At 65.8% G+C, this 20,783-nt stretch carries 24 protein-coding genes and 1 tRNA gene; 19 read left to right on the forward strand and 6 right to left on the reverse strand.

Annotation, left to right across the window (positions count from 1 at the left end):
* The first annotated feature begins 41 nt into the window (after positions 1–41).
* The 5 genes from radA to U1700_RS14095 all read left to right on the forward strand — a co-directional run bounded on the left by radA (position 42) and on the right by U1700_RS14095 (position 4,842).
* A complete protein-coding gene (gene radA / locus U1700_RS14075; protein WP_332753311.1) occupies positions 42–1,412 on the forward strand; it encodes a DNA repair protein RadA in 1,371 nt (456 codons plus the stop codon).
* Positions 1,413–1,526: 114 nt separating this feature from the next.
* Entirely contained in the window at positions 1,527–2,354 is an 828-nt protein-coding gene (locus U1700_RS14080; RefSeq protein WP_332753312.1) for a hypothetical protein, read from the forward strand.
* A 78-nt stretch (positions 2,355–2,432) separates the two neighbouring features.
* On the forward strand, positions 2,433–2,957 hold the full coding sequence (locus U1700_RS14085) for a CvpA family protein (protein ID WP_332753313.1): 525 nt from the start codon (positions 2,433–2,435) through the stop codon (positions 2,955–2,957).
* Entirely contained in the window at positions 2,954–4,414 is a 1,461-nt protein-coding gene (gene cysS / locus U1700_RS14090) for a cysteine--tRNA ligase (protein WP_332753314.1), read from the forward strand. The genes U1700_RS14085 and cysS overlap by 4 nt, the downstream gene beginning before the upstream one ends.
* Entirely contained in the window at positions 4,411–4,842 is a 432-nt protein-coding gene (locus U1700_RS14095; RefSeq protein ID WP_332753315.1) for an iron-sulfur cluster assembly scaffold protein, read from the forward strand. The genes cysS and U1700_RS14095 overlap by 4 nt, the downstream gene beginning before the upstream one ends.
* On the opposite strand, the gene U1700_RS14100 is transcribed toward U1700_RS14095, so the two are convergent.
* Complete coding sequence (locus U1700_RS14100; protein WP_332753316.1) at positions 4,839–5,375, reverse strand: shikimate kinase; 537 nt, start codon at positions 5,373–5,375, stop codon at positions 4,839–4,841. The two genes, U1700_RS14095 and U1700_RS14100, sit on opposite strands and share 4 nt — an antisense overlap.
* 80 nt (positions 5,376–5,455) lie before the next feature.
* On the opposite strand from U1700_RS14100, the gene U1700_RS14105 reads away from it, so the two are divergent.
* The 5 genes from U1700_RS14105 (at position 5,456) to U1700_RS14125 (ending at position 11,037) form a co-directional block, all read left to right on the forward strand.
* Positions 5,456–5,644 (forward strand): hypothetical protein, encoded by a 189-nt coding sequence (locus U1700_RS14105; RefSeq protein ID WP_332753317.1) that lies wholly within the window; start codon positions 5,456–5,458, stop codon positions 5,642–5,644.
* A complete protein-coding gene (locus U1700_RS14110; protein WP_332753318.1) occupies positions 5,625–7,499 on the forward strand; it encodes a hypothetical protein in 1,875 nt (624 codons plus the stop codon). The genes U1700_RS14105 and U1700_RS14110 overlap by 20 nt, the downstream gene beginning before the upstream one ends.
* A gap of 88 nt (positions 7,500–7,587) precedes the next feature.
* Entirely contained in the window at positions 7,588–8,472 is an 885-nt protein-coding gene (locus U1700_RS14115) for a tyrosine recombinase (protein WP_332753319.1), read from the forward strand.
* An 85-nt stretch (positions 8,473–8,557) separates the two neighbouring features.
* Positions 8,558–9,505, forward strand: a complete 948-nt coding sequence (locus U1700_RS14120) for an acetyl-CoA carboxylase carboxyltransferase subunit alpha (protein WP_332753320.1) — start codon at positions 8,558–8,560, stop codon at positions 9,503–9,505.
* A 71-nt stretch (positions 9,506–9,576) separates the two neighbouring features.
* A complete protein-coding gene (locus U1700_RS14125) occupies positions 9,577–11,037 on the forward strand; it encodes a M48 family metalloprotease (protein WP_332753321.1) in 1,461 nt (486 codons plus the stop codon).
* A 64-nt stretch (positions 11,038–11,101) separates the two neighbouring features.
* On the opposite strand, the gene U1700_RS14130 is transcribed toward U1700_RS14125, so the two are convergent.
* On the reverse strand, positions 11,102–11,281 hold the full coding sequence (locus tag U1700_RS14130; RefSeq protein WP_332753322.1) for a Flp family type IVb pilin: 180 nt from the start codon (positions 11,279–11,281) through the stop codon (positions 11,102–11,104).
* A gap of 78 nt (positions 11,282–11,359) precedes the next feature.
* Entirely contained in the window at positions 11,360–12,127 is a 768-nt protein-coding gene (locus U1700_RS14135; RefSeq protein ID WP_332753323.1) for an SAM-dependent methyltransferase, read from the reverse strand.
* On the opposite strand from U1700_RS14135, the gene U1700_RS14140 reads away from it, so the two are divergent.
* The 5 genes from U1700_RS14140 (at position 12,119) to folE (ending at position 14,773) form a co-directional block, all read left to right on the forward strand.
* Entirely contained in the window at positions 12,119–12,889 is a 771-nt protein-coding gene (locus U1700_RS14140) for a ComF family protein (protein WP_332753324.1), read from the forward strand. The two genes, U1700_RS14135 and U1700_RS14140, sit on opposite strands and share 9 nt — an antisense overlap.
* 45 nt (positions 12,890–12,934) lie before the next feature.
* On the forward strand, positions 12,935–13,192 hold the full coding sequence (gene grxC / locus U1700_RS14145) for a glutaredoxin 3 (protein WP_332753325.1): 258 nt from the start codon (positions 12,935–12,937) through the stop codon (positions 13,190–13,192).
* Between the two features lie 13 nt (positions 13,193–13,205).
* On the forward strand, positions 13,206–14,030 hold the full coding sequence (locus tag U1700_RS14150) for a carbon-nitrogen hydrolase family protein (protein WP_332753326.1): 825 nt from the start codon (positions 13,206–13,208) through the stop codon (positions 14,028–14,030).
* Between the two features lie 34 nt (positions 14,031–14,064).
* Positions 14,065–14,141 (forward strand) — tRNA-Arg (locus U1700_RS14155).
* Positions 14,142–14,161: 20 nt separating this feature from the next.
* Positions 14,162–14,773: a GTP cyclohydrolase I FolE gene (folE, locus tag U1700_RS14160; RefSeq protein WP_332753327.1), complete on the forward strand. Its 612-nt coding sequence runs from the start codon at positions 14,162–14,164 to the stop codon at positions 14,771–14,773.
* Positions 14,774–14,786: 13 nt separating this feature from the next.
* Here folE and U1700_RS14165 read toward each other — a convergent pair whose 3' ends face one another.
* The gene (locus U1700_RS14165; protein WP_332753328.1) at positions 14,787–15,512 is read right to left on the reverse strand and encodes a hypothetical protein; all 726 of its coding nucleotides are present in this window, start codon (positions 15,510–15,512) and stop codon (positions 14,787–14,789) included.
* 4 nt (positions 15,513–15,516) lie between these two features.
* Positions 15,517–16,725, reverse strand: a complete 1,209-nt coding sequence (locus U1700_RS14170) for a toxic anion resistance protein (RefSeq protein WP_332753329.1) — start codon at positions 16,723–16,725, stop codon at positions 15,517–15,519.
* Between the two features lie 211 nt (positions 16,726–16,936).
* On the opposite strand from U1700_RS14170, the gene U1700_RS14175 reads away from it, so the two are divergent.
* The 3 genes from U1700_RS14175 to U1700_RS14185 are packed head-to-tail and all read left to right on the forward strand — an operon-like array spanning position 16,937 to position 19,175.
* A complete protein-coding gene (locus U1700_RS14175; RefSeq protein WP_332753330.1) occupies positions 16,937–18,286 on the forward strand; it encodes a TadE/TadG family type IV pilus assembly protein in 1,350 nt (449 codons plus the stop codon).
* The gene (locus tag U1700_RS14180) at positions 18,286–18,756 is read left to right on the forward strand and encodes a TadE/TadG family type IV pilus assembly protein (RefSeq protein ID WP_332753331.1); all 471 of its coding nucleotides are present in this window, start codon (positions 18,286–18,288) and stop codon (positions 18,754–18,756) included. Before U1700_RS14175 ends, U1700_RS14180 begins: the two co-directional genes overlap by 1 nt.
* Positions 18,753–19,175 (forward strand): TadE/TadG family type IV pilus assembly protein, encoded by a 423-nt coding sequence (locus tag U1700_RS14185; RefSeq protein ID WP_332753332.1) that lies wholly within the window; start codon positions 18,753–18,755, stop codon positions 19,173–19,175. The genes U1700_RS14180 and U1700_RS14185 overlap by 4 nt, the downstream gene beginning before the upstream one ends.
* Here U1700_RS14185 and U1700_RS14190 read toward each other — a convergent pair whose 3' ends face one another.
* Positions 19,176–19,946, reverse strand: coding sequence for an enoyl-CoA hydratase (locus U1700_RS14190; RefSeq protein WP_332753333.1), 771 nt, complete (start codon positions 19,944–19,946; stop codon positions 19,176–19,178).
* A gap of 83 nt (positions 19,947–20,029) precedes the next feature.
* Here U1700_RS14190 and fsa point away from each other — a divergent pair, with 83 nt between their 5' ends.
* A complete protein-coding gene (gene fsa / locus U1700_RS14195; protein WP_332753334.1) occupies positions 20,030–20,683 on the forward strand; it encodes a fructose-6-phosphate aldolase in 654 nt (217 codons plus the stop codon).
* The last annotated feature ends 100 nt before the right edge of the window (positions 20,684–20,783 follow it).

Consider the following 20,783-nt stretch of genomic DNA (forward strand, 5'->3'; position numbering starts at 1 on the left):
GGCTCTAGCGGCGCAATCCCCCCGCCGCTACATCCAACGCAATGGCCAAGCTCAAAACCCGTTACGTCTGCACCGCCTGCGGCTCGGCCCAGTCGCGCTGGCAGGGGCAATGCCCCGACTGCGCCGAGTGGAACTCGATCCAGCAGGAGGCCGCCGCCCTCTCCACCGTATTCGCGCAGAAGCACGACCTCTCCACTGGCGGCCGCGCGATCGATCTCGTCGGGCTCGACGTCGCGGTCGCGCTCCCTCCCCGCCTCGCCAGCGGAATTGCTGAATTCGACCGCGCCGTCGGCGGCGGGCTCGTCCCCGGCTCGGCCACGCTGATCGGCGGCGACCCCGGCATCGGCAAGTCGACCCTGCTCCTGCAAGTCGCCGCCAACATGGCCAGCGCCGGGCGCGACGTCGTCTATCTGTCGGGCGAGGAAGCCGCCGACCAGGTCCGGCTGCGCGCTATCCGCCTTGGCCTTGGCGGTGCCCCCGTCCGCCTCGCCGCCGCCACCTCGGTCCGCGACATCCTTACCACGCTGGGGCAGGGCGAACCCCCCGCCTTGCTTGTCATCGATTCGATCCAGACGATGCACTCCGACCTGATCGAGGGCGCCCCCGGCACCGTCAGCCAGGTCCGTGCCTCGGCCCAGGAACTCGTCCGCTATGCCAAGGACAGCGGCACCGCGGTCGTCCTCGTCGGCCACGTCACCAAGGACGGTTCGATCGCCGGTCCACGCGTGCTCGAACATATGGTCGACACCGTGCTCGGTTTCGAAGGCGAGCGCAGCCACCAGTATCGCATCCTCCGCGCGGTCAAGAACCGCTTCGGCGGGACCGACGAGATCGGTGTCTTCGCGATGGAAGGCGCTGGCCTTACCCAGGTCCCCAATCCTTCCGCCCTGTTCCTCACCCAGCGCGGCGAGCCCGTCAGCGGCACCGCCGTCTTCCCCGCCCTGGAAGGCACCCGCCCGGTCCTCGTCGAAATCCAGGCGCTCGTCGTCCGTCTCGCCAGCGGCGCCACCCCGCGCCGTGCGGCGGTCGGCTGGGACGCAGGCCGTCTCGCCATGGTTCTCGCCGTGCTAGAAGCGCGCTGCGGGATGAGTTTCGCCACCGCCGAAGTGTATCTCAACGTCGCTGGCGGCTATAAACTCTCCGACCCCGCTGCCGATCTCGCCGTCGCAGCCGCGCTCGTCTCGGCGCTATCCGAACGCCCCGTCCCCGGCGATTCGGTCGTGCTCGGCGAGATCGCGCTGTCCGGCGAAGTCCGCCCCGTCGGCCACGCCGCTCTCCGCCTCAAGGAAGCCGCCAAGCTCGGCTTCGCCCGCGCCTGGGTCCCGGCCGGTGTGGATAAAGGAGAGGGCGGCATCGCCCTGACCCGCTTCGGCAATTTGCGCTCGTTGGTGGATCAGATTTTGGGCCGCTAATAGCTCGCGCAAAAGACGACGCATGGCAATGGTCTGGTCGAAGTCGCCTAATCCCGATATCATGCGACCCGCCGCATACGGGGCCAGTTCTCATGGTGAGTCGGGGGAACAATCATGGCGACCGGGGTATTGAATTTTGCGCGTGAGGGGGCACTGCCCGATCGGCTGACGGGGACGCCCCGCGCGGCGTTCCTCGACCGCTGGATTTACGTCATTTCCGTGTCGCTGTTCATCCTGCTCGTGCTGCTCGGCTTCATCCCCGATTCACTGACCAAGATCGCGGCCGTCAACGCCGGGGAACGGCCACCGTTTCCGCTCATCATGCACGTCCACGCCGTCCTGATGGGAAGCTTCCTTGTGCTGTTGTGGACGCAGACCTTCCTGATGGCGACCGGCCGGGGGGCCTTGCACCGCGAGTTGGGTGTCGCATCATTTATCGTCGCGCCGGCGATGGTCGTGGCCGGGTTCCTCCTGGCACACACAATGTATCTCTTTGGCTGGCACGCGATGCTGGCTGCCTCGCCCTCGATGCATGACGAATTGGTGCAGCGGATGCAGGGGCGCGATAATATCCTGCTGGTCCAGTTACGGATCGGGATCCTGTTCTCGGTGTTCCTGCTGATTGGCTTGCGCGCGCGGCGCGTCGATTCCGGCCTGCATAAGCGGATGATGATACTCGCAACGGCCATGGCCCTGCCGGCCGGAATCGACCGCATTGCGTGGTTGCCGACGACCATTCCGAACAGCTTCCTGGCTAGCGATCTTTATACGCTGCTGGCGGTGGCGCCGATGTTCGCATGGGATGTGTACCGCAATCGACGGGTTCATCGGGCCTACTGGATTTGGCTGATGATCAATCTGCCGTTTGCGCTTTTTCTTCATGGCCTGTGGGGAACCCAGTGGTGGCACGCCATGGCGCCGCGCATCATGCAGGTCGCCTAGCTCCATCCACCCACCGTCGCGGCCTCGCTGCGGCTATCAGCCCTTTCGCTGGGGCGCCGCCTTCGCTAGCGGACTGTCATGACCGCGCTCGATATCTTCGTCCTCCTGCTCATCGGCGGCGGCGCCCTCGTCGGTTTCCTGCGTGGCTTCACGCATGAGATTCTCAGCCTCGCGGCGTGGATCGCGGCGATCGTCGTGCTCAAAGCCTTCCATACCCCGGTCCAGGCCTATCTCGCGGCGCATGTCGTCGGCAGTGCTTCGGGCGCCGCCGCGCTCGCCTTCGCACTGCTGTTCCTGCCGACCTTCTTCGCCATCCGCCTCGCCGCGCGCAACATCGGCGGGAAGACCAAGCGATCGATCCTCGGCCCGATCGACCGCCTCCTCGGCGGCGGCTTTGGCATGCTCAAGGGCCTCCTCGCCGCAACCCTGTTCTTCCTGTTCGTCAACCTCAGCACCGACATGATCTGGGGAACGCAGGCCAAACGCCCCGAATGGCTGCGCGCCTCGCGGACCTTCCCCCTGCTCAACGCCAGCGGCCGCGCGATCGTCGATTTCGTCGAGACCCGCCGCCACGTCGCGGCGCAGGGGCCGACCGGCAAATGATCCGCCTCTACGACACGATGGCGCGCGAGAAGCGCGAGTTCATCCCCGCCGACCCCAGCCGCATCACCATGTATGTCTGCGGGCCTACGGTCTACGGCCGCGCTCACATCGGCAACGCCCGCCCGGCGGTGGTGTTCGACACGCTCGCCCGGCTGCTCCGCCACACCTACGGGCCCGACAGCCTGGTCTATGCCCGCAACGTCACCGACGTCGACGACAAGATCATTGCCGCCGCGAAGGACGAGGGCGTCGATCCCTCGGTCATCACCAAACGCTTCGAGGATTTCTACCTCGCCGACACCGGCGCGCTCGGGGTCGCCCCGCCGGACCTTGCCCCCCACGCCACCGCTGAAATCGCGCCAATGGTCGCGATGATCGCCGACCTCGTCGCCAAGGGTCACGCCTATGAGGCGCAGGGCCATGTCCTGTTCGCGGTTGCTTCCGACCCCGATTATGGAATGCTCAGCCGCCGCGACCGCGAGTCGATGCTGGCCGGCGCCCGGGTCGAGGTCGCCCCCTACAAGCGCGACGGCGCCGACTTCGTCCTGTGGAAGCCAAGCACTCCCGACGTCATCGGCTGGGACAGCCCGTGGGGCAGGGGGCGCCCCGGCTGGCACATCGAATGCAGCGCAATGATCCGCGCGCACCTGGGCGAGACGATCGACATTCACGGCGGCGGGCAGGACCTGATCTTCCCCCACCACGAAAATGAACTCGCCCAAAGCCGCTGCGCCCACGCCGGCGCGCCCTTGGCCAATTACTGGCTCCACAACGGCTTCGTCGACATGGGCGCGGAGAAGATGAGCAAGTCGCTCGGCAACGTGGTGATGATCGACCAACTCCTCGCCGACGGCCACCGCGGCGAAACGTTGCGGTTGGCCCTGCTCTCAGCCCACTATCGGTCCCCGCTGCCGTGGACGAACGCGCTTATCGCTCAGTCCAAGGCGACCCTCGACCGCTGGTACCGAGCCAAGGTCGTGCTCGAAGACCACCAGACTAAACAGAGCGGGGCTGATCAACGGATCAATGGCCCATCCGCCACTAACCCCGTCGAGCGTGCCGCGCATGACCCGGGCGCACCGATGCTTGAAGCCCTCGGCGATGATCTCAACACGCCGCTCGCCATTGCTGCGATCGGTGCTGGCTTTGGGGGTGCGCTATTTGCCGATAATGTCTCCGACTCCGTGCTCGACGATGCTCGCCGGGCTCTTTCAGGGGCCATGATACTCGGCCTGCTCGGTATGTCGTCTCAGACTTGGTTCAAAGGACCGGACATCTCCCCCAATGGAGGCCAAAACGGATCCGGTTCGGGGGAAATCGACGCGCAAATCGCCGCCCGCAGCGCCGCCAAAGCCGCTCGCGATTTCGCAACCGCCGACCGCATCCGGGATGAACTCGCCGCCGACGGCATCATCCTCGAGGACAGCCCAGCCGGGACGACGTGGCGCCGCGCGTGAGCGATCCGCTCTACACCCGCGACATCCTCCGCCTTGCCAGCGCAATCCCCCACCTCGGCCTGCTCGACGCCCCCCACGGCACCGCCGACCTCCGCTCCCCCACCTGCGGCAGCCGGGTCGTCGTCACGGTCAGGCTGGACGGGCAGGGGAGGGTTCTGGAGCTCGGCCAAAAAGTGACCGCCTGCGCCTTCGGCCAGGCCAGCGCCGCACTCATGGCCGCCCACGCAATAGGTCAATCGAAACAACAGCTTAGGTCCGCCCTAGAGGCTATTGAAGACTGGCTACGGCACCGTGTCCAAGCGTCTCCTCTCGACACCCCATGGCCCGGCCTCGAAATCCTCGAACCGGCGCGCTCCAGGACCGGCCGTCACGGCGCCATCCTCCTCCCCTTCCGCGCTCTCCTCGCCGCGATCGAAGACGCCGCCTAGCCCGCCTCGCGAAGCCGCCGCTGGAGCGCGACGACGATCGTCTCGACCACCTCGCCATGCGCCCCCTGGCTGCTCGTCACATGGATATGCGCTTCGCCATACGCCCCCGCCCGTTCCTTCGCGAGCCGCTCCAGCACCTGCCGCGCGTCGGGTCCCTTGAGCAGCGGCCGGGTGTCGCGTCGCGCCGTCCGCTCGGCCAGCACCGCGACCGGAGCGTTGAGCCACACCGTGATTGCCCGCTCGTTGAGCAACAACCGGGTCTGCGGATCGACGAACGCCCCGCCGCCAGTGGCAATCACCCGCACCTGCCCCTCGACCAGCCGCGCCACCAGCCGCCGCTCGCCGTCACGAAAGCTCGCCTCGCCATAACGTTCGAACACGTCACCGGCAGAAGCGCCGGCGGCGTCGGCAATGGCATCGTCACTGTCGATGAAGTCGATCCCCAGCCGCCGCGCGAGCCGCCTGCCGATGGTCGACTTGCCAACCCCCATCAGGCCGACGAGGACAACCGGGCGGTCGAGGGGGAGAAGCATTTTTTGCACAAGGCAGGGCTATACATGGGGGGCCCCACTCGGGCAAAAGCCTAAGCGACCCTTTTTCCCAGGACATATTCATGGCCCGCTCGTCGCTCAATCAAATCCAGTCTGCGCCGATGCGCCGACGACCGATCAACCCGCTCGTCCCGCTCGGCATCGTGCTGGTCCTGATCGTCGGGCTGCTGTTCTTCCTGTCGCACAACGCCAAGATGGGCCCGGTTCAGCCGGTCGAGGTCGACGTCGCTCGTGAATCGGCAGCGCACTAAGCTCTTCGCCGCAGCGGCGCTGGTCGTGCTGGCGCTGCCCGCGCTGGCGCAGGAGCGACCGACGTCGATCCTGCCGCCGGGCTTCGGCGATCCCGCGCCCCCGCCCCCTCCTTCGCCTCCGCGCCAGTCTGGCACTACCACCCCGCGCCCCGCTACCTCGCCAACGACTTCGCGTCCCCAGTCCGACACCCCTACGACCGAAGCCGCCCCGGCGACCGCGACCGACACCACCCCTGCGCCTGCCACCGGTGGCAGCGAGGTTCAGGTCGCCGAAAGCGATTCGCTCGACAGTGCCGACGTCGCTGCAGCCAATGCCGCCGATCCGCCCGAAGTGCCCGACGCCGCCCGCCGCGATCCGTCGCTCGTCGGGCGGCTCGATCCTGCCGCGCTCGGCCTCGGCAGTGACCCGTTCGGCGCCGCCAGCGGGCTGTTCCTCGAACGCGCGATGCGCTCGACCGAAGGCACATTGCCGTCGCGCTGGCTGCATATCGCGCTTCGCAATGCACTCCTCGCCCGCGCCCCGGCGCCCTATGGTGTCGACCCCGCCGACTGGGTCGCAGAGCGTGCCTGGCTCCTCCTGCGGATGGGCGAGGCGGACGCCGCGCGGATGCTCGTTGCCGGGGTCGACGTCGCCGATTTCACCCCCAAGCTCTCGCAAATCGCGGTCCAGAGCGCACTTGCCAGCGCCGACCCCGCCGCTCTCTGTCCGATGCGCGCCGACATGGGCGATATCGAACCGGGCATTGCTCCGCTGGTCGATGCCATCTGCTCGTCGCTGTCGGGCAATCCCGAGACTGCGGCTGCCGACATCAACCAGTCGCGTCGCCGCAGTCGCCTTGGCGGGATCGACGTCAGCCTGGCCGACAAGCTGGTCGGGGCCGGCGCCAATACCGCCCGCGCCGTGACGATCGAATGGGACGGGGTCGAACAGCTCAGTGCGTGGCGCTTTGGCCTCGCCAGCGCGACCGGCCTCGCGCCGCCCGACCGCCTGTTCGACAAGGCCTCGCTCCAGTTGCGCGCATGGCAGGCGCGGGCGCCGATGCTGTCGGCCGAACAGCGCCTGCCCGCGATGCGTACCGGTGCCGGGCTCGGGGTGTTCTCGGGCCAGTCGCTGATCGATCTCTACGCCGCCCTTTACGACCGCACCGATACTGATGAACTCGCCCAGACCGACGCATTCCAGCTGCGCCTCGCCTTTGTCGGCAACGACCAGAATGCCAGGCTCGCGGCGATGCGGCACTTGTGGGACAAGGCCAGGGGCCCGCTCGAAGTCGAGGCGACCCGCGCCATGCTCGGCATCGCCGCCAGCCGAATCACCCCCGACGCGGCGCTCCAGAAGGACGCCCCCGACCTCATCGCCTCGATGCTCGCCGCCGGGCTCGACGAAGATGCCGCGCGCTGGGCACCGGTCGTCGCCAAGATGGACGATGCTGCCGAGGACCGCTGCTGGGCGATGCTCGTGCTTGGCGCGCCCTCGACCGCCGGGCTTGATACCAGCAGCGGGCGAATCTCCAGCTTCATCGGGCGCAACGATGGTGATGAAGGCCGCCGCGGCGCACTGCTCGTCGCCGGGCTTGCCGGTCTTGGGCGGATCGACGACGCGACCGCGCTCAGCCTGTCCGATCGCTATGGTTATGGCCTTGGGCGGCAGGATGAATGGAGCGGGCTGATCAAGGGCGCGGCCAGGCGCGGGCAGGGGGGCAGCGCGACCATCCTCGCCGGCCTGTCGTTCAACGCCGCCACCTGGCGCGCGGTCCCGGCGCGCTTCCTGCTCCACAGTGTCAAGGCGCTCAACGAGACCGGCCAGCGCTTCAACGCCCGAATGATCGCCGCCGAAGCACTGAGTCGCTCCTAATGTCGCGCACCGAACGGCGCTCGCTCTTGATGTCGCGCACCGTACGGTGCTCGCTTTTGATGTCGCGCCCCGTACGGCGCGCTTGGTCGTGACCCCCGACGACCGCGCGCTGGTCGACCGGTTCCTCGACATGATGGCGGCCGAAGCGGGGGCGGCGCGCAACACCCTGCTCGCCTATCGCCGCGACCTGGAGGCAGGCGCCGAGGCCCTCGGCCAGGTCTCGACCGCCGATGTCGAGGCGCTCAAGGGGCTCGGCGAGGCGTGGCGCGATCTCGCCTCGTCGACCGTCGCCCGCCGCGCCGCCGCGCTTCGCCGCTTTTTTGGCTTCCTGCTCGACGAGGGCTTTCGCGAGGACGATCCCTCCGCCGCGCTTCCCCGCCCGGTCCACCAGCGCCCCCTGCCGCGAATCCTCGACACCCACGAAGTCGAAGCCATGTTCCGCGAGGCCGAGGATCGCGCCGCATCGGGCGCTCCAACCGCGCTTCGTGACCTTGCGCTGCTCGAACTCCTCTACGGTTCGGGATTGCGCGCGACCGAACTCGTTTCGCTCCCCAAGGCCTCGCTCCGCCCCGAGCAGCCGTTTCTGATCCTCAAGGGCAAGGGCGGCAAGGAACGCCTCGTGCCGATCTCGCAGCGCGCCCACGCCGCCGCCGCGAAATGGCGCGAGACCCTCGCCAAGGATGGTCCCTGGCTGTTTCCCGGGGGCAAGGCTCACCTCAGCCGGGTCCGCCTGTTCCAGATCGTCCGCGCCATGGCTGCCGCGTCGGGCATCGCGCCGGCCCGGGTCAGCCCCCACGTCCTGCGCCACGCCTTCGCTACCCACCTGCTGGCCGGGGGCGCCGACTTGCGCGTGCTTCAAGCGTTGCTCGGTCACGCCGACATCGCGACCACCCAGATCTACACCCATGTCGACAGCGCGCGGCTGGTCGAATTGGTCAACGCGCGCCATCCGTTGGCCGATGTTCCAAAGTAGTGCTGTACCAGCGGGCTGGCACGGTTTTTTGCACTGTAAGCCAATTCGTTGACCTCTCGGGCGCTCGCCCTTACCCCACGTCGCCATGGCCATCACCTATCTCGATTTCGAAAAGCCGATCGCGGAACTTGAAAATCGCGTCACCGACCTTCGCGCAACCGCCCTGAAAAACGGCGCGCTCGACATCGACGCCGATGTGGCCAGGCTCGAGGCAAAGGCCAGCAAGCTGCTTCGCGATACCTATGCCCGGCTGACCCCGTGGCAGAAAGCGCAGGTCGCGCGTCATCCGGATCGGCCGCATTTCAAACATTATCTCGCTGGCATCGCGACCGACTTCGTTCCGCTCGCCGGCGACCGGGCATTCGGCGACGATCCCGCGATCCTCGGCGGCCTCGCGCGCATTGGCGAGCGCCGGGTCATGCTCATCGGCCATGAGAAAGGCGACGACACCGCCAGCCGATTGCGCCACAATTTTGGCATGGCCAAGCCCGAGGGCTATCGCAAGGCGATCCGCCTGATGCAGCTTGCCGACCGCTTCCGCCTGCCCGTGGTTACCCTGGTCGACACCCCCGGTGCCTTCCCCGGAGTCGAGGCCGAAGAGCGCGGCCAGGCCGAGGCGATCGCCCGCTCGACCGAGCAATGCCTCGCGCTTGGCGTGCCGATGATCGCGATCATCGTCGGGGAGGGTGGCTCGGGCGGAGCGGTGGCGATCGCCGCTGCCAACCGCGTGCTGATGTTCGAAAATGCCATCTACTCGGTCATTTCGCCCGAAGGTTGTGCCTCGATCTTGTGGCGCACCGCCGACAAGGCGAGCGATGCTGCCGATGCAATGAAGGTCACCGCCGCCGACCTTAAGGCTCTGGGTGTAGTCGATCGTGTCATTTCCGAGCCGCTCGGTGGTGCCCACCGTGATCCGGCGGCCGCATCTGAGACGCTGCGTGACGCAATCGGCGAGGAGCTCGACAGCCTCGCCCCCCTCACGCCCGATGCGCTTCGTGCCCAGCGGCGTGCCAAGTTCCTCGCCATCGGCTAAGTCGTTACGGAACCATCACGCGACATCCGCGCTTTCCTGCCAGTCCGTTCGTGAATATTCCGGAGTCGATTATGCGCAAGTCCCTGTTTTTCTTTAGTGCCGCCGCCCTCATTGGCGCGCCAGCGCTGGCCCAGCTGCGCAGCCTTCGCCCCGCTGACGTCGCCGAGGCCTCGAAACAGAATCAGGCGATCATTGCCGAATATGGCGGTGCCGAAACCGGTGCCCGCGCGGCCTATGTCGGGGCCATCGGGCGCAAGGTCGCCGCGCAGTCGGGCACGCTCGATCCCGGCCAGGCCTATCATTTCACCACGCTCAACTCGCCGGTCGAGAACGCCTTTTCGGTCGCTGGCGGCTATGTCTACATCACGCGCCAGCTGATGGGGCTGATGAGCGACGAGGCCGAACTCGCATTCGTCCTGGGTCATGAAACCGGCCACGTCGCCGCCGACCATAGCCGCACCCGCCAGAAGGCGTCGTCGCGCAATTCCATCCTCAGCGTGCTTGGCGCGATCGTCGGCGGGGTCGTGGGCGACAATCCGTTCGGCAGCCTGATCAGCCAGGGGCTCCAGCGCTACGGCCAGCTGTCGACGCTCAAATTCTCGCGCAGCCAGGAATATGAGGCCGACCAGCTCGGGATCCGCTACATCGCCCAGGCCGGCTACGATCCGACCGCGTCGTCGACCATGCTCGATGCGCTGACCCGCTCGGCCGCGCTCGAGGCCCGGGTCCAGGGCAAGGCCGGCCGCTCGACCCCCGAATGGGCAAGCACCCACCCATTGTCGGAAAACCGCTCTGCACAGGCGCGCCAGCTTGCCGCCCAGTTCGCCCGCAGTGGTGCCACGATGCGCAACCGCGACGCCTTCCTGGCGCAACTCAATGGGGTCAAGGTCGACGATGATCCGGCACAGGGTGTGGTCGAGGGGCTGACCTTCACCCACCCCGACCTGCGCCTGCAATTCACCATTCCGACCGGCTTCACCATGTCCAACGGCGCTGATGCGGTGACCATCGAGGGCACGCCGGGGAAGGCCCAATTCTCGACCGGTCGCTACAATGGCGACATGCAGGCCTATGTCGGCCAGGTGCTCCAGCAGCTAACCGGCGGCCAGGCGCAGGTCCAGATGGGCCCGCTCCAGCAGACCAATGTCAACGGTATCCCGGCCTATTACACCACCGGACGCACCCAGACCGACAGCGGCGTCGTCGATGTCAGCATTTTCGCCTATCAGTGGAGTGCGACCCAGGCCTATCATTTCGTCACGCTGACGCAGGGCGGGCAGGGTCTGGGGCCATTCCAGTCGATGGTCGGTTCGCTTCGCCGGATCAGCCCGGCCGAAGCGGCGGCGATTCGCCCGAGGGTGATCGCGGTGACAACGGTGCGTCGGGGCGACACGGTCCAGTCGCTCGCCAGCCGGACCGCCTATCGCAATTTCCAGGTCGAGCGTTTCGCATCGCTCAACAACCTGCAGGCCAATAGCCGGCTGGTCCCCGGCTCGAAAGTCAAACTCGTCGTTTACGGCTCGCGTCGCTGACAGATCGGGTGGGCCGGGGTGTCCAGTCCCGGCTCATCTGAGAAATGTCCACTCTACAAGGCGATCATCCGCTATTCGTCACATTGTCCGCGATTTTGGTCCACATGCCCAGTGTGCCGCCGCCAAGCGACGACAGGCCACCGACCATCGCAATCACGATCAACGCGCATATCAGTCCATATTCGATCGCAGTCGCCCCTCGCTTGTCAGCGCGAAGCTTGCGCAACATTGTTGGGATAGCCATCAGCCTCCCCTCCTCTGGTCCACGTCCACGGTCCCACGATTAAAGCGGCAAGGTTAAGAAAAGCTGCTGATGACCGGGTTAACGGCGGGGTGACCTTGGTTCGTTGGGCGCGCCTTCGGGGGCCCATCCAGAAAATTGCACTATCTCAATCCGTTCGCTTGTCCGCCCGTCCTCGCCATTCGAGATGAACTGCGCCCGCGCCGCCGCCAGCCCGGCACGAGACAGGCCTTGCCGGGGCCGCTCGATCAGCCGGTTGGTTGCCGCCATCCCCCGCAGGTCGCCGACCAGCCGGTCGAGGCTTGCATAGGACAAGGTCACCCGGTCGATATCGACCACCGGATCGACAAAGCCCGCCGCGCCGAGCAATCCGCCAAAGCTGGCCGCGTCGATCATCGGATGCAGATGCGCTCGCGCCGCACCGTCGGCCCGGTCCGCAGCCGCCATCGCCGCGCGCAGCATGGGCAGCGACTGGCCCCCGGCAAACGCCCCGATCAGCAATCCGCCCGGCGCCATCGCCATCCGCAGCAGCCCGAGCAGTGCCGGCAATTCGTCGGCCGTGTCGAAATAGCCGACGCTCACGCACAGCTCGGGCGCGAAGGCGGGCAGGGGGTCGCCCGGTCCAGTAATCACCGCGACCTCGTCGACCCCGGCCGCGCGCAATCGCTCGATCCACCCCGGTCGCGCCTCGCCCAGCATCAGCGCGCTGGCAAATCCCCGCCGCACCGTGGCAATTCGGTCGAGACATTCGTCGAATGCGCGTTCATGCAGGAAATAGTCGGCGCCGATCGCGTCGGCCCGGGCGCGGCGCAAGGGGAGCAAGCTCGCATCGAACAGGGAATGGTTCATCGCGGCGGCTTGTGGAGCGGTGCCTTCGTCACGACAAGGGGCTGGATAGTCGCAGGCGGGCGGGTCATCCTCGATTTCGCGCTTCCGCCGCGCTGCCCCGGCTGCGGCGCGATCGTCGAGGCGATTCACAGCTTCTGCCCCCCCTGCTGGACCAGCCTCAATTTCCTCGGCAATTCGGGCTGCGTGACCTGCGGCATCCCGCTCGCCGCGACCGACAGCGGGACGTGCGCCGCCTGTCTGGCCCGGCCGCCACTGATCGCGCGCACCCGCGCTGCGGTCGAATATGGCGACATCGCCCGAACCGTCGCGATCCGCCTCAAATATGGCCGCAAGATCGCGCTCGCCAAGGCGATGGCCCGGTTCATGGCGCCGCTGCTGGGGGACATCCCCGCCGATGCCCTGCTCGTGCCCGTGCCGCTTCATCGCCGCCGCCTCGCCAGTCGGGGCTTCAACCAGTCGCTGCTTGTCGCGCGTGAACTGGGGCGGATGCGCGGGCTTGAGGTCGCGCCGCGCCTGCTCCGCCGCACCCGCGCCACCCCGCCGCTCAAGGGAATGAACTTTGCCGAACGCGAGAAAACTGTGCGCGGCGCGTTCGCTGTTCGCGAGGCATGCGATGGCCGCACCCTGATCCTCATCGACGACGTGCTGACCACCGGCAGTACCGCCAACGCCTGCGCCCGGACCCTGAAGCGGGCAGGGGCGACCCATATTGAATTGCTGTGCTGGTCGCGGGTCGTTCGCAATCCTATATTCGTGGCCTGATGTTCATCGCCAGCTTTGATATTCATCGCCAACAAGGAGTCGTTCGTGGCCAAAGTGGAAATTTATACCAAGTCGACCTGCCCCTATTGCGTCCGCGCGCTGCAGTTGCTGGCCACCAAGGGGGTCGCGCACGACAATATCGTCGTCGACCAGGGTGGCCCGAAGAAAGAGGAAATGATCCAGCGCGCCAAGGGCCGCACGTCGGTCCCGCAAATCTTCATCGGTGACCGCCATATCGGCGGCTGCGACGATCTGATGGCGCTCGAAAGCCGGGGCAAGCTCGACGCACTGCTCGCGGCGTGACCGGGGCGGGCTGATGGCGCGGGTCGCCCTTTACCAAGCGCAGACCGGGATCGACCCCGCCGCCAATCGCACCGGCCTGGTGGCGGCGGCGCGCGATGCGGCGGCGGGCGGGGCGGCGATGCTGTTCACCCCCGAAATGTCGGGGCTGCTCGACGCCAACCGCGATCGCGCACGAGGCCATGTCGTCGCCGAACAGGATGATCCGACGCTTGCCGCCGTGCGCGAAGCGGCGGCGCGCGGCGGACTGTGGATCCACCTCGGCAGTCTCGCGCTCCAGGCCGGCGACGGACGCTTTGCCAATCGCGGCTTCGTCATCGACCCGGCGGGCGAAATCCGTGGCCGCTACGACAAGATTCATCTGTTCGACGTCGACCTGCCCACCGGCGAACGCTGGCGCGAATCGGCTGCCTACCGCCCGGGCGAAGCCGTCACATTGGTCGAAGACACCCCGGTCGGCACGCTCGGTCTGACCATCTGCTACGACCTGCGCTTCCCCGCCCTGTTCGCCCGCCTGGCCGAAGCGGGTGCCGACACTATCGCCGTCCCCGCCGCCTTCACCGTGCCCACCGGAAAGGCGCACTGGCACATCCTGCTGCGAGCACGCGCGATCGAGGCCGGGCTGTTCGTCATCGCCGCCGCTCAGGGAGGCCGCCACCAGGACGATCGCGCCACCTACGGCCACAGTCTGGTGATCGACCCATGGGGCGAACCGCTGCTCGACATGGGCCCCGGCGACACCCCGCGCCTGGCCTTTGCCGAGGTCGACCTTGCCCGCATCGCCGAGGTCCGCGCCCGGGTCCCCGCGCTCGAGCATCGCCGCCCGATCCCGGCCATTTGATTATGCGTGCCGCTCCCCGTATCGAGTGCGCCGTGGCTTCGTAGCTCAGGTGGATAGAGCGTCGGTTTCCTAAACCGTAGGTCGTGGGTTCGAGTCCCTCCGAGGCCACCAATTTTCAAGGATCGTCAATCATGACTGCTTCTCCCGATGATGGCGACCTGGTCGAGCAGACCCCCAAGATCGCGGTCCCCGACGATGTCGCGGATGCCGTCCGCACGCTGATCCGCTGGGCCGGCGACAATCCCGACCGCGAAGGCCTGCTGGACACTCCGCAGCGCGTCGCCCGGGCATGGAAGGAATATGCCCGCGGCTATGGCGAAGACCCCGGGGTCCATCTTCATCGCACCTTCGAGGAGGTCGGCGGTTATGACGAGATCGTCCTGCTGAAGGACATCCCGTTCCAGTCGCACTGCGAGCATCATATGGCACCGATCATCGGCAAGGCGGCGATTGCCTATCTGCCGCGCGACAGGGTCGTCGGCATTTCGAAGCTGGCCCGCGTGCTCCATGGCTTTGCCCGGCGCTTGCAGATCCAGGAGCGGCTCACTGCCGAGGTCGCAGACTGTATCTGGGAGCATCTCCACCCCCACGGCGTCGCGGTGGTGATCGAGGCCAGCCACGCCTGCATGTCTGCCCGAGGCGTCAACACGCCCGGCGTGATGATGACGACGAGCCGGATCATGGGCTGCTTTCGCGACGATCAGCGCAGCCGCCGCGAAGTATTTGGGCTGATGGGCTACTAAACAGTCTCAGCACTCAAACGCCATCGCCCTCGCCATAGCGGCTTTCGATGAACCGCCCCTGCGTTTCGAACGCGGCGACATCGGCGCGGGCCAGATTGTCGGCCACTTCGATCAGTTTGGCGCGCCCCGCCGCCAGCCCGTCGACCAGCCTCTGCTCAAGGCTCACCCCTTCGCCATCGCTCTCCCCGCGATACCCCGCCGGCACATTGGCATAGCGATCGATCAGCCCGGGCAAGTGCAGCGACATCAGTCGCCGCGCGTCCTGTGCTGCGGGATCGAGAGTCTCGACCCGCACCAACGTTTCCTTCAACCGCGGCAACATCGCGCTGATCTGGTCGATTTCGGCCTGAGCCGGGGCGGGCAGGGCCTTGCGGCTGCGGAACAAATAGCTGTCGAAGCGGTCGACCATTGGCCCGTTGGCAAGGTCCGGCGTCACCGATGGCGGCGCGATCCCCTCGCGCACCGGCATCGCGATCAGGATTGCGGCAATCCCCACCGCCAGCGCCACCGCCGCCAGGAAACCGAACATCCCGATCGGCATCAGCATGCCCACGACGATCGTCAGCACCCCCACCGCGACCACGGCCACGCCGACGCGCCCCGCGGTCCGGCCAAGCCCGCGGTTGAGCCGCTGGCGCTCGCGCTTTGCCGCCTCACGGCTCGTCCCGCCGCGCGCATCGAGCGTCTCGGTAATGCGGTCGAAACGCGCAATCGCCCGTTCGACCTTGTCCGTCGTCATGGTCCTAGCGCGCCTCGATCGGGGTCAGCGGCGACGCGCTGCTTTCGATCCTGCCCTGGTTCACCCCTTCGGCCCGCGCGATATAGCCCTTCGACTTTTCGACTTCGGAGCCCAGCGTGGTGACCGTCTGCTTCATGTTGGCCAGCGCCTCGAACTTGAACTTGTCGATCTGGTCCATCGTGTCGTAAATATTCTGGAACGCGCGCTGTAGTGTCTCGAGCGGGATCGTCGACGACGCCGCCTGGCTGTGGATCGCCGCGGTCTGGGTGCGCAACATTTCGCCGGTCGAATCGATCATCGACGCGGTCGTCGTGTTGAGCGCGGTGACCTGCTCCAGCACCAGCTTCTGGTTGGTCATCGCCTGCGCCACGGTCACCGCCGTGCGCAGCGCCGACACCGTCGTGGTCGACGCGCGGTCGACTCCCTTCACCAGCTCGACATTATTCTTCTTGACCAGGTCGAGCGCCAGATAGCCCTGAACGCTCACCGCCATCTGGGTCAGCAAGTCGGTCGTCCGCTGGCGGGTGTAGAACAGCGCGCTTTCGCGGATCGCCTTGGCTTTCGCGGGATCGGTAGCGTCAAGCTCGTTGGCCTTGTCTTCCAGCTTGCCGTCCAGGCTCTTGGAGATGTGGATCATCTGCTCCAGCTTGTGCATCATCTTCCACAGGTTCGCGCGCTCGGTGTCGATCGCCGCATTGTCCATCAGCAGCTCGTCCTTGCCGTTGGCCAGGCTGCTCAGGATCTGCGAGATATGCGTTTGCGAGCTTCGATATTTGTCGAAATAGCGGTCGACCGACTTGCCGAACGGGATGATGCCAAGCAGCTTGCGCGGCTTGCTTGCGCCCTTGGGGTCGAGCGCCTCGACCGTGCGGCGAAGCTCGGTCAGGTCGCTGCCGATCCCGCTGTCCGAATCGATCGCTTTCACCGGTCGGTCGAGAAAGCGGTTCGATGCGCCCGCCGCGTCGGCGATTTCCTTGCGGCCCATGGTGGTCAGTTGGTCGACCTTCTTGCCGAACTCGGGCGAATTGCTGTCGAGCGCCGCCAGCTCCTCGACATATTTGTCGACCCTGCTGTCGAGCTCGCTCGTCTCCTCGGCCTTGAGCGGCACCAGTCCCGCCGCCTCGGTTGCTACCAATGGCTGGAGCGGGGCCGGCGGATCGAGCTTGAGCTTCGTCGCCGTCGTAGTCGTGGTCGCGGTAGGGTCGCTGGCCATAATTTCCTCGTCTTCGCTTGTCGGCCCACGAAATGGACGCCCATCCCGGTCGCTGCAAGCGCCTTCCCGCTGTATTATAGGAACAACACGCTGTACCGCAAGGGGACAGGGCAGAGAAGGTCAGTGCGGCGTTAACCAGTCGCGACAACGTTTCGCTCACCTTAACCCGTCTATTGGCTTGCCGGAACGGATGACGTCCCGGGGATATTAGATGGTCAAATTCTTGCGCAAACTGCTGGGGAACGAGCGGGGCAACTTCCTGCTGATCGCGGCTGCGGCCTTCCCATTGCTGATCGGCTTTGCCGGTCTGGCGGTCGATACGATCCAGTGGGTGCTGTGGAAGCGAGAGCTTCAGCGTGCCGCCGATTCGGCCGCCATCGCAGGCGTTTACCAGCGCGTCCTGACGAACAACCAGTCGGGGGTCGAGAACGCGGTCTGCACCGACCTGTTGAAGAACCAGCACACTGGCATGCCCATCTCCGGCACTGGCGCCACCGCCTGCACCAACGGAACGACCCGTGGCCCGGTAGTCCTGCTGGCCGATGACACGGTGAACAAGGTGCTCTTTCCGGTCCAGGTCACCCTGACCGTCTCGCGCAGCCTGACCTTCAGCAGCTATTTCGGCTCAACCCCGCCAATCACTGCCACGGCCACCGCCGGGAGTGTTCCGGGGCATGATCAATATTGCCTGATCGCGCTGGAGAGCAATCCCGCCAATACGGGCATCATCGGCACCGGTAATTCCGCGGTCGAGATGGATTGCGGGATGATCACCAATGATCCCGCCGCAAACTCGGCCGCCGCCAACGGCAGTTCCAGCATGACGGCGACCGTCATCGCCTCGGTCGGCGGCATCCAGAGCTCGAATAACTGGCACGTCGGAAAATATGATCCCTACGTCACCGCTATCGGTGATCCCTATGCCAATGTGAATGTTGACCCATTGGCCTTGAAGTGCGCGGTCGGGTCGGGAAATGGCAATAATGCGGGGGCGGTTGCGCTCGACGAGAACACCAATCTCAACAATGTGAAGGACGCTCTTGGCAATGTCGCCAATTGCTTCTCGTCACTTTCTGTCGGATCCAACAGAACCCTCAACCTGCCTGCCGGAACCTATTACATCAACGCTGGCGACGTGAATGTTCAGGGCACCTTGACCGGAACCAATGTGACGATCGTCCTGACGAACTCGAACCCGTCACTCACAGCGCCGATCGGCACGTTCAAGATGAACGCTCAAGCGCTCATGACCCTTACCGCGCCAACAACGGGCAATTTCAAGGACATTGCCATCTATCAGGATCGCCGCGCCACCGACATCAACAACCCCAACCAGATCAATGGCGGATCGGGCAGCACGATCACCGGGGCGCTTTACTTCCCGAAGCAGCAACTGACCTATAACGGCAATGGGACGCTGACCGCGATCTGCACGCGCTTCGTGACGCGCCGGATCATCTTCAGCGGCAATAATTCGACCAGCAACAAGTTCGCCAAGGATTGCGGGGGCAATGGCCCGGCAGCCTATGATGGTGGACGCCTCGTGAGATTGACCGTCTGATGGCCCGCCGCTTCATCCGCCGCCCTGCGCGCAATCTGGCGCGCAACCAGCGCGGCAGCGTGATCATCGAACTGGCCTTCATCGCCCCGATCCTGGCGACGATGATTGTCGGCGTCGTCGATCTCAGCGCCGCCTATGGCCGCAAGCTGGTGCTGGAACAGGCAGCGCAACGCGCGGTCGAAAAAATCATGCAGACCACTGGCGAGGACACGGTCGACGACACCATCCGCAACGAAGCGGCGGCAGCGGCGGGAATACCCGTCAGCCAGGTGACCGTCGCCTTCACCATGACCTGCGCCGGCGTCTCGACCAACTATGCCACCCAGTGCACCGACAACAGCACCGAAGTGCGCTACATCGAAATCAGCCTGTGGGACAAATACACCCCGATCATCCCGGCGACATTCACCGGAATGAACAGCGACGGGACGTATACGCTCACTGCAACAAACGGGATTCGTACCCAATGACCCGGCTATGGAGACTCATCCGCGACCGATCGGGCGTAAGCGCAATCGAATTCGCCCTCGCTTTCCCGATTTTTATTCAGATGATCTGGATGATTTTTCAGGCAGGGTTCGTGTTCCAGGCGGTGTCGGGGATGCAGCATGCGCTTGGCGAAGGCGCGCGCTATGCGACCATCTTTCCGCGCCCGAGCGACGCTGCGATCCGCCAGCGAATGCTCGACAAGGTGTATGGCACCGGCAACGGCGTCGGCACGTTCACCGTAGCAACGCCGACGGCCGGACCGAGCGAGCAGAATGGGACGACGACCGCCGCGACGTCGCTGATCCTGTCGGTCAGTTACAGTCAGGCAACCAGCTTGCTGATCGTGCCGGGCCCGACGATCTCACTGACCCGTACCAAGCAGGTGTGGATCGCCGACTGATCAGTTGGCGGAGGCCGCCGCGCGCTTGGCATAGAAAGCACCGATCGCCTGCTTGACCTCGTCGGACGTCAGCCGCTCCGAAAAATGGCCATTCTCAAGCGTCATCCGCTCGATCACCTCGTCACGATCGGCCGTGCGCAGCAGCTTTTGCGTCATCCGCAAGGCCTGTGCCGGCTTGGCCAGTACCAATGAGCGCACCCGCGCGAATTCGGCGTCGAGCCCGCCCGCCGGCGCAACATGGCTCGCCACCCCAAGCATCATCGCCTCGTCGGCCCCGAACGGTTCACCCAGCAGGATATGCCGCGCCGCCGCGCGCCGCCCCGACAGGCGCGGCATCAGCAATGAACTCGCCGCCTCGGGCACCAATCCCAGGTCAACGAACGGCATCCGCAGCTTGGCGCCCTGCTCGGCGATCACCAGGTCGCAATGAAACAGCATCGTCGTCCCGATACCAACTGCATTGCCATGCACCGCCGCCAGGATCGGGACGTCATTGTTGGCCAGCGCGCGCAACATTCGCCACACCGGGATATCGTCCCCGCGACTGCCGGGCGGCGCCGATAGAAAATCATTGAGGTCGTTGCCCGCGGTAAAATCCTCGCCCGCGCCGCGCAGCGTGATCAGCTTGACACTGGCGTCGCCCGCCGCCCCGCTGATCGCATCGGCCAGCGCGGCATACATCGCCACCGTGATCGCGTTGCGACGCTCCGGGCGGTTCAGCGTAATCCCCAGCACACCATCGGCATTGTCGATCAGGACATGCTCAGTCATCGCAGGTGCTTCCTCTCGAATCGGATGACCTTCGCGGCCCGTCCCGCTATCGATGGACTAAGCGCTGGAGCCAAGGGGCCGACATGAAATTTTTCGCCGACACCGCCGTCATTTCCGAAATTCGTGAGCTTGCCGATACTGGTCTGCTTGACGGCGTCACCACCAATCCATCGTTGATCAAAAAGTCGGGCGGCGACTTCATCGAGACGGTCCGCGAAATTGCGACGATCACGTCGGGCCCGATTTCGGCCGAGGTCATCGCGCTCGATCATGACGGCATGATGCGCGAGGCTGAAGTGCTGCGGAAGATCGCCGACAATATCGCGATCAAGGTGCCGCTCACCCCCGCGGGCCTCAAGACCTGCAAGGCGCTGACCAGCGACGGCACGATGGTCAATGTCACCCTGTGCTTCTCTGCGGCGCAGGCGCTGATCGCCGCCAAGGCCGGGGCAAGCTTCATTTCGCCATTTGTCGGTCGGCTCGACGATGTCGGGTTCAACGGCATGGACCTCATCGCCGACATCCGCATGATCTACGACAATTATGATTTTTCGACTGAGATCCTCGTCGCCAGCGTTCGTCATCCGATGCACATTGTCGAAGCGGCGAAGATCGGCGCCGACGTCTGCACCGCGCCGACCAAGATCTTCATGCAATTGTTCAACCACCCCTCGACCGACGCCGGCATCGCCGCTTTCCTGAAAGACTGGGAAGCGACCGGCCAAGCGATCGGGTAGGAGTATTTTGCGAAGTGCGGTGCCAGCCCGCACCCCCACCCGGCCAAACCAGTCAGTGTATTCTATGGGGTGGCCGGGTGGGGGTGCGGGCTGGCACCGT

The organism is Sphingomonas sp. RB1R13 (assembly GCF_036663775.1).
Classification (GTDB): Bacteria; Pseudomonadota; Alphaproteobacteria; order Sphingomonadales; family Sphingomonadaceae; genus Sphingomicrobium.

Excerpts from the sequence above, each read along its gene's own strand:
- radA (WP_332753311.1), top strand. The coding sequence starts at position 42 with ATGGCCAAGCTCAAAACCCGTTACGTCTGCACCGCCTGCGGCTCGGCC.
- U1700_RS14080 (WP_332753312.1), top strand. The coding sequence starts at position 1,527 with ATGGCGACCGGGGTATTGAATTTTGCGCGTGAGGGGGCACTGCCCGAT.
- U1700_RS14085 (WP_332753313.1), top strand. The coding sequence starts at position 2,433 with ATGACCGCGCTCGATATCTTCGTCCTCCTGCTCATCGGCGGCGGCGCC.
- cysS (WP_332753314.1), top strand. The coding sequence starts at position 2,954 with ATGATCCGCCTCTACGACACGATGGCGCGCGAGAAGCGCGAGTTCATC.
- U1700_RS14100 (WP_332753316.1), bottom strand. The coding sequence starts at position 5,375 with ATGCTTCTCCCCCTCGACCGCCCGGTTGTCCTCGTCGGCCTGATGGGG.
- U1700_RS14105 (WP_332753317.1), top strand. The coding sequence starts at position 5,456 with ATGGCCCGCTCGTCGCTCAATCAAATCCAGTCTGCGCCGATGCGCCGA.
- U1700_RS14120 (WP_332753320.1), top strand. The coding sequence starts at position 8,558 with ATGGCCATCACCTATCTCGATTTCGAAAAGCCGATCGCGGAACTTGAA.
- U1700_RS14125 (WP_332753321.1), top strand. The coding sequence starts at position 9,577 with ATGCGCAAGTCCCTGTTTTTCTTTAGTGCCGCCGCCCTCATTGGCGCG.
- U1700_RS14130 (WP_332753322.1), bottom strand. The coding sequence starts at position 11,281 with ATGGCTATCCCAACAATGTTGCGCAAGCTTCGCGCTGACAAGCGAGGG.
- U1700_RS14140 (WP_332753324.1), top strand. The coding sequence starts at position 12,119 with ATGGTTCATCGCGGCGGCTTGTGGAGCGGTGCCTTCGTCACGACAAGG.
- U1700_RS14135 (WP_332753323.1), bottom strand. The coding sequence starts at position 12,127 with ATGAACCATTCCCTGTTCGATGCGAGCTTGCTCCCCTTGCGCCGCGCC.
- U1700_RS14150 (WP_332753326.1), top strand. The coding sequence starts at position 13,206 with ATGGCGCGGGTCGCCCTTTACCAAGCGCAGACCGGGATCGACCCCGCC.
- folE (WP_332753327.1), top strand. The coding sequence starts at position 14,162 with ATGACTGCTTCTCCCGATGATGGCGACCTGGTCGAGCAGACCCCCAAG.
- U1700_RS14165 (WP_332753328.1), bottom strand. The coding sequence starts at position 15,512 with ATGACGACGGACAAGGTCGAACGGGCGATTGCGCGTTTCGACCGCATT.
- U1700_RS14170 (WP_332753329.1), bottom strand. The coding sequence starts at position 16,725 with ATGGCCAGCGACCCTACCGCGACCACGACTACGACGGCGACGAAGCTC.
- U1700_RS14175 (WP_332753330.1), top strand. The coding sequence starts at position 16,937 with ATGGTCAAATTCTTGCGCAAACTGCTGGGGAACGAGCGGGGCAACTTC.
- U1700_RS14180 (WP_332753331.1), top strand. The coding sequence starts at position 18,286 with ATGGCCCGCCGCTTCATCCGCCGCCCTGCGCGCAATCTGGCGCGCAAC.
- U1700_RS14185 (WP_332753332.1), top strand. The coding sequence starts at position 18,753 with ATGACCCGGCTATGGAGACTCATCCGCGACCGATCGGGCGTAAGCGCA.
- U1700_RS14190 (WP_332753333.1), bottom strand. The coding sequence starts at position 19,946 with ATGACTGAGCATGTCCTGATCGACAATGCCGATGGTGTGCTGGGGATT.
- fsa (WP_332753334.1), top strand. The coding sequence starts at position 20,030 with ATGAAATTTTTCGCCGACACCGCCGTCATTTCCGAAATTCGTGAGCTT.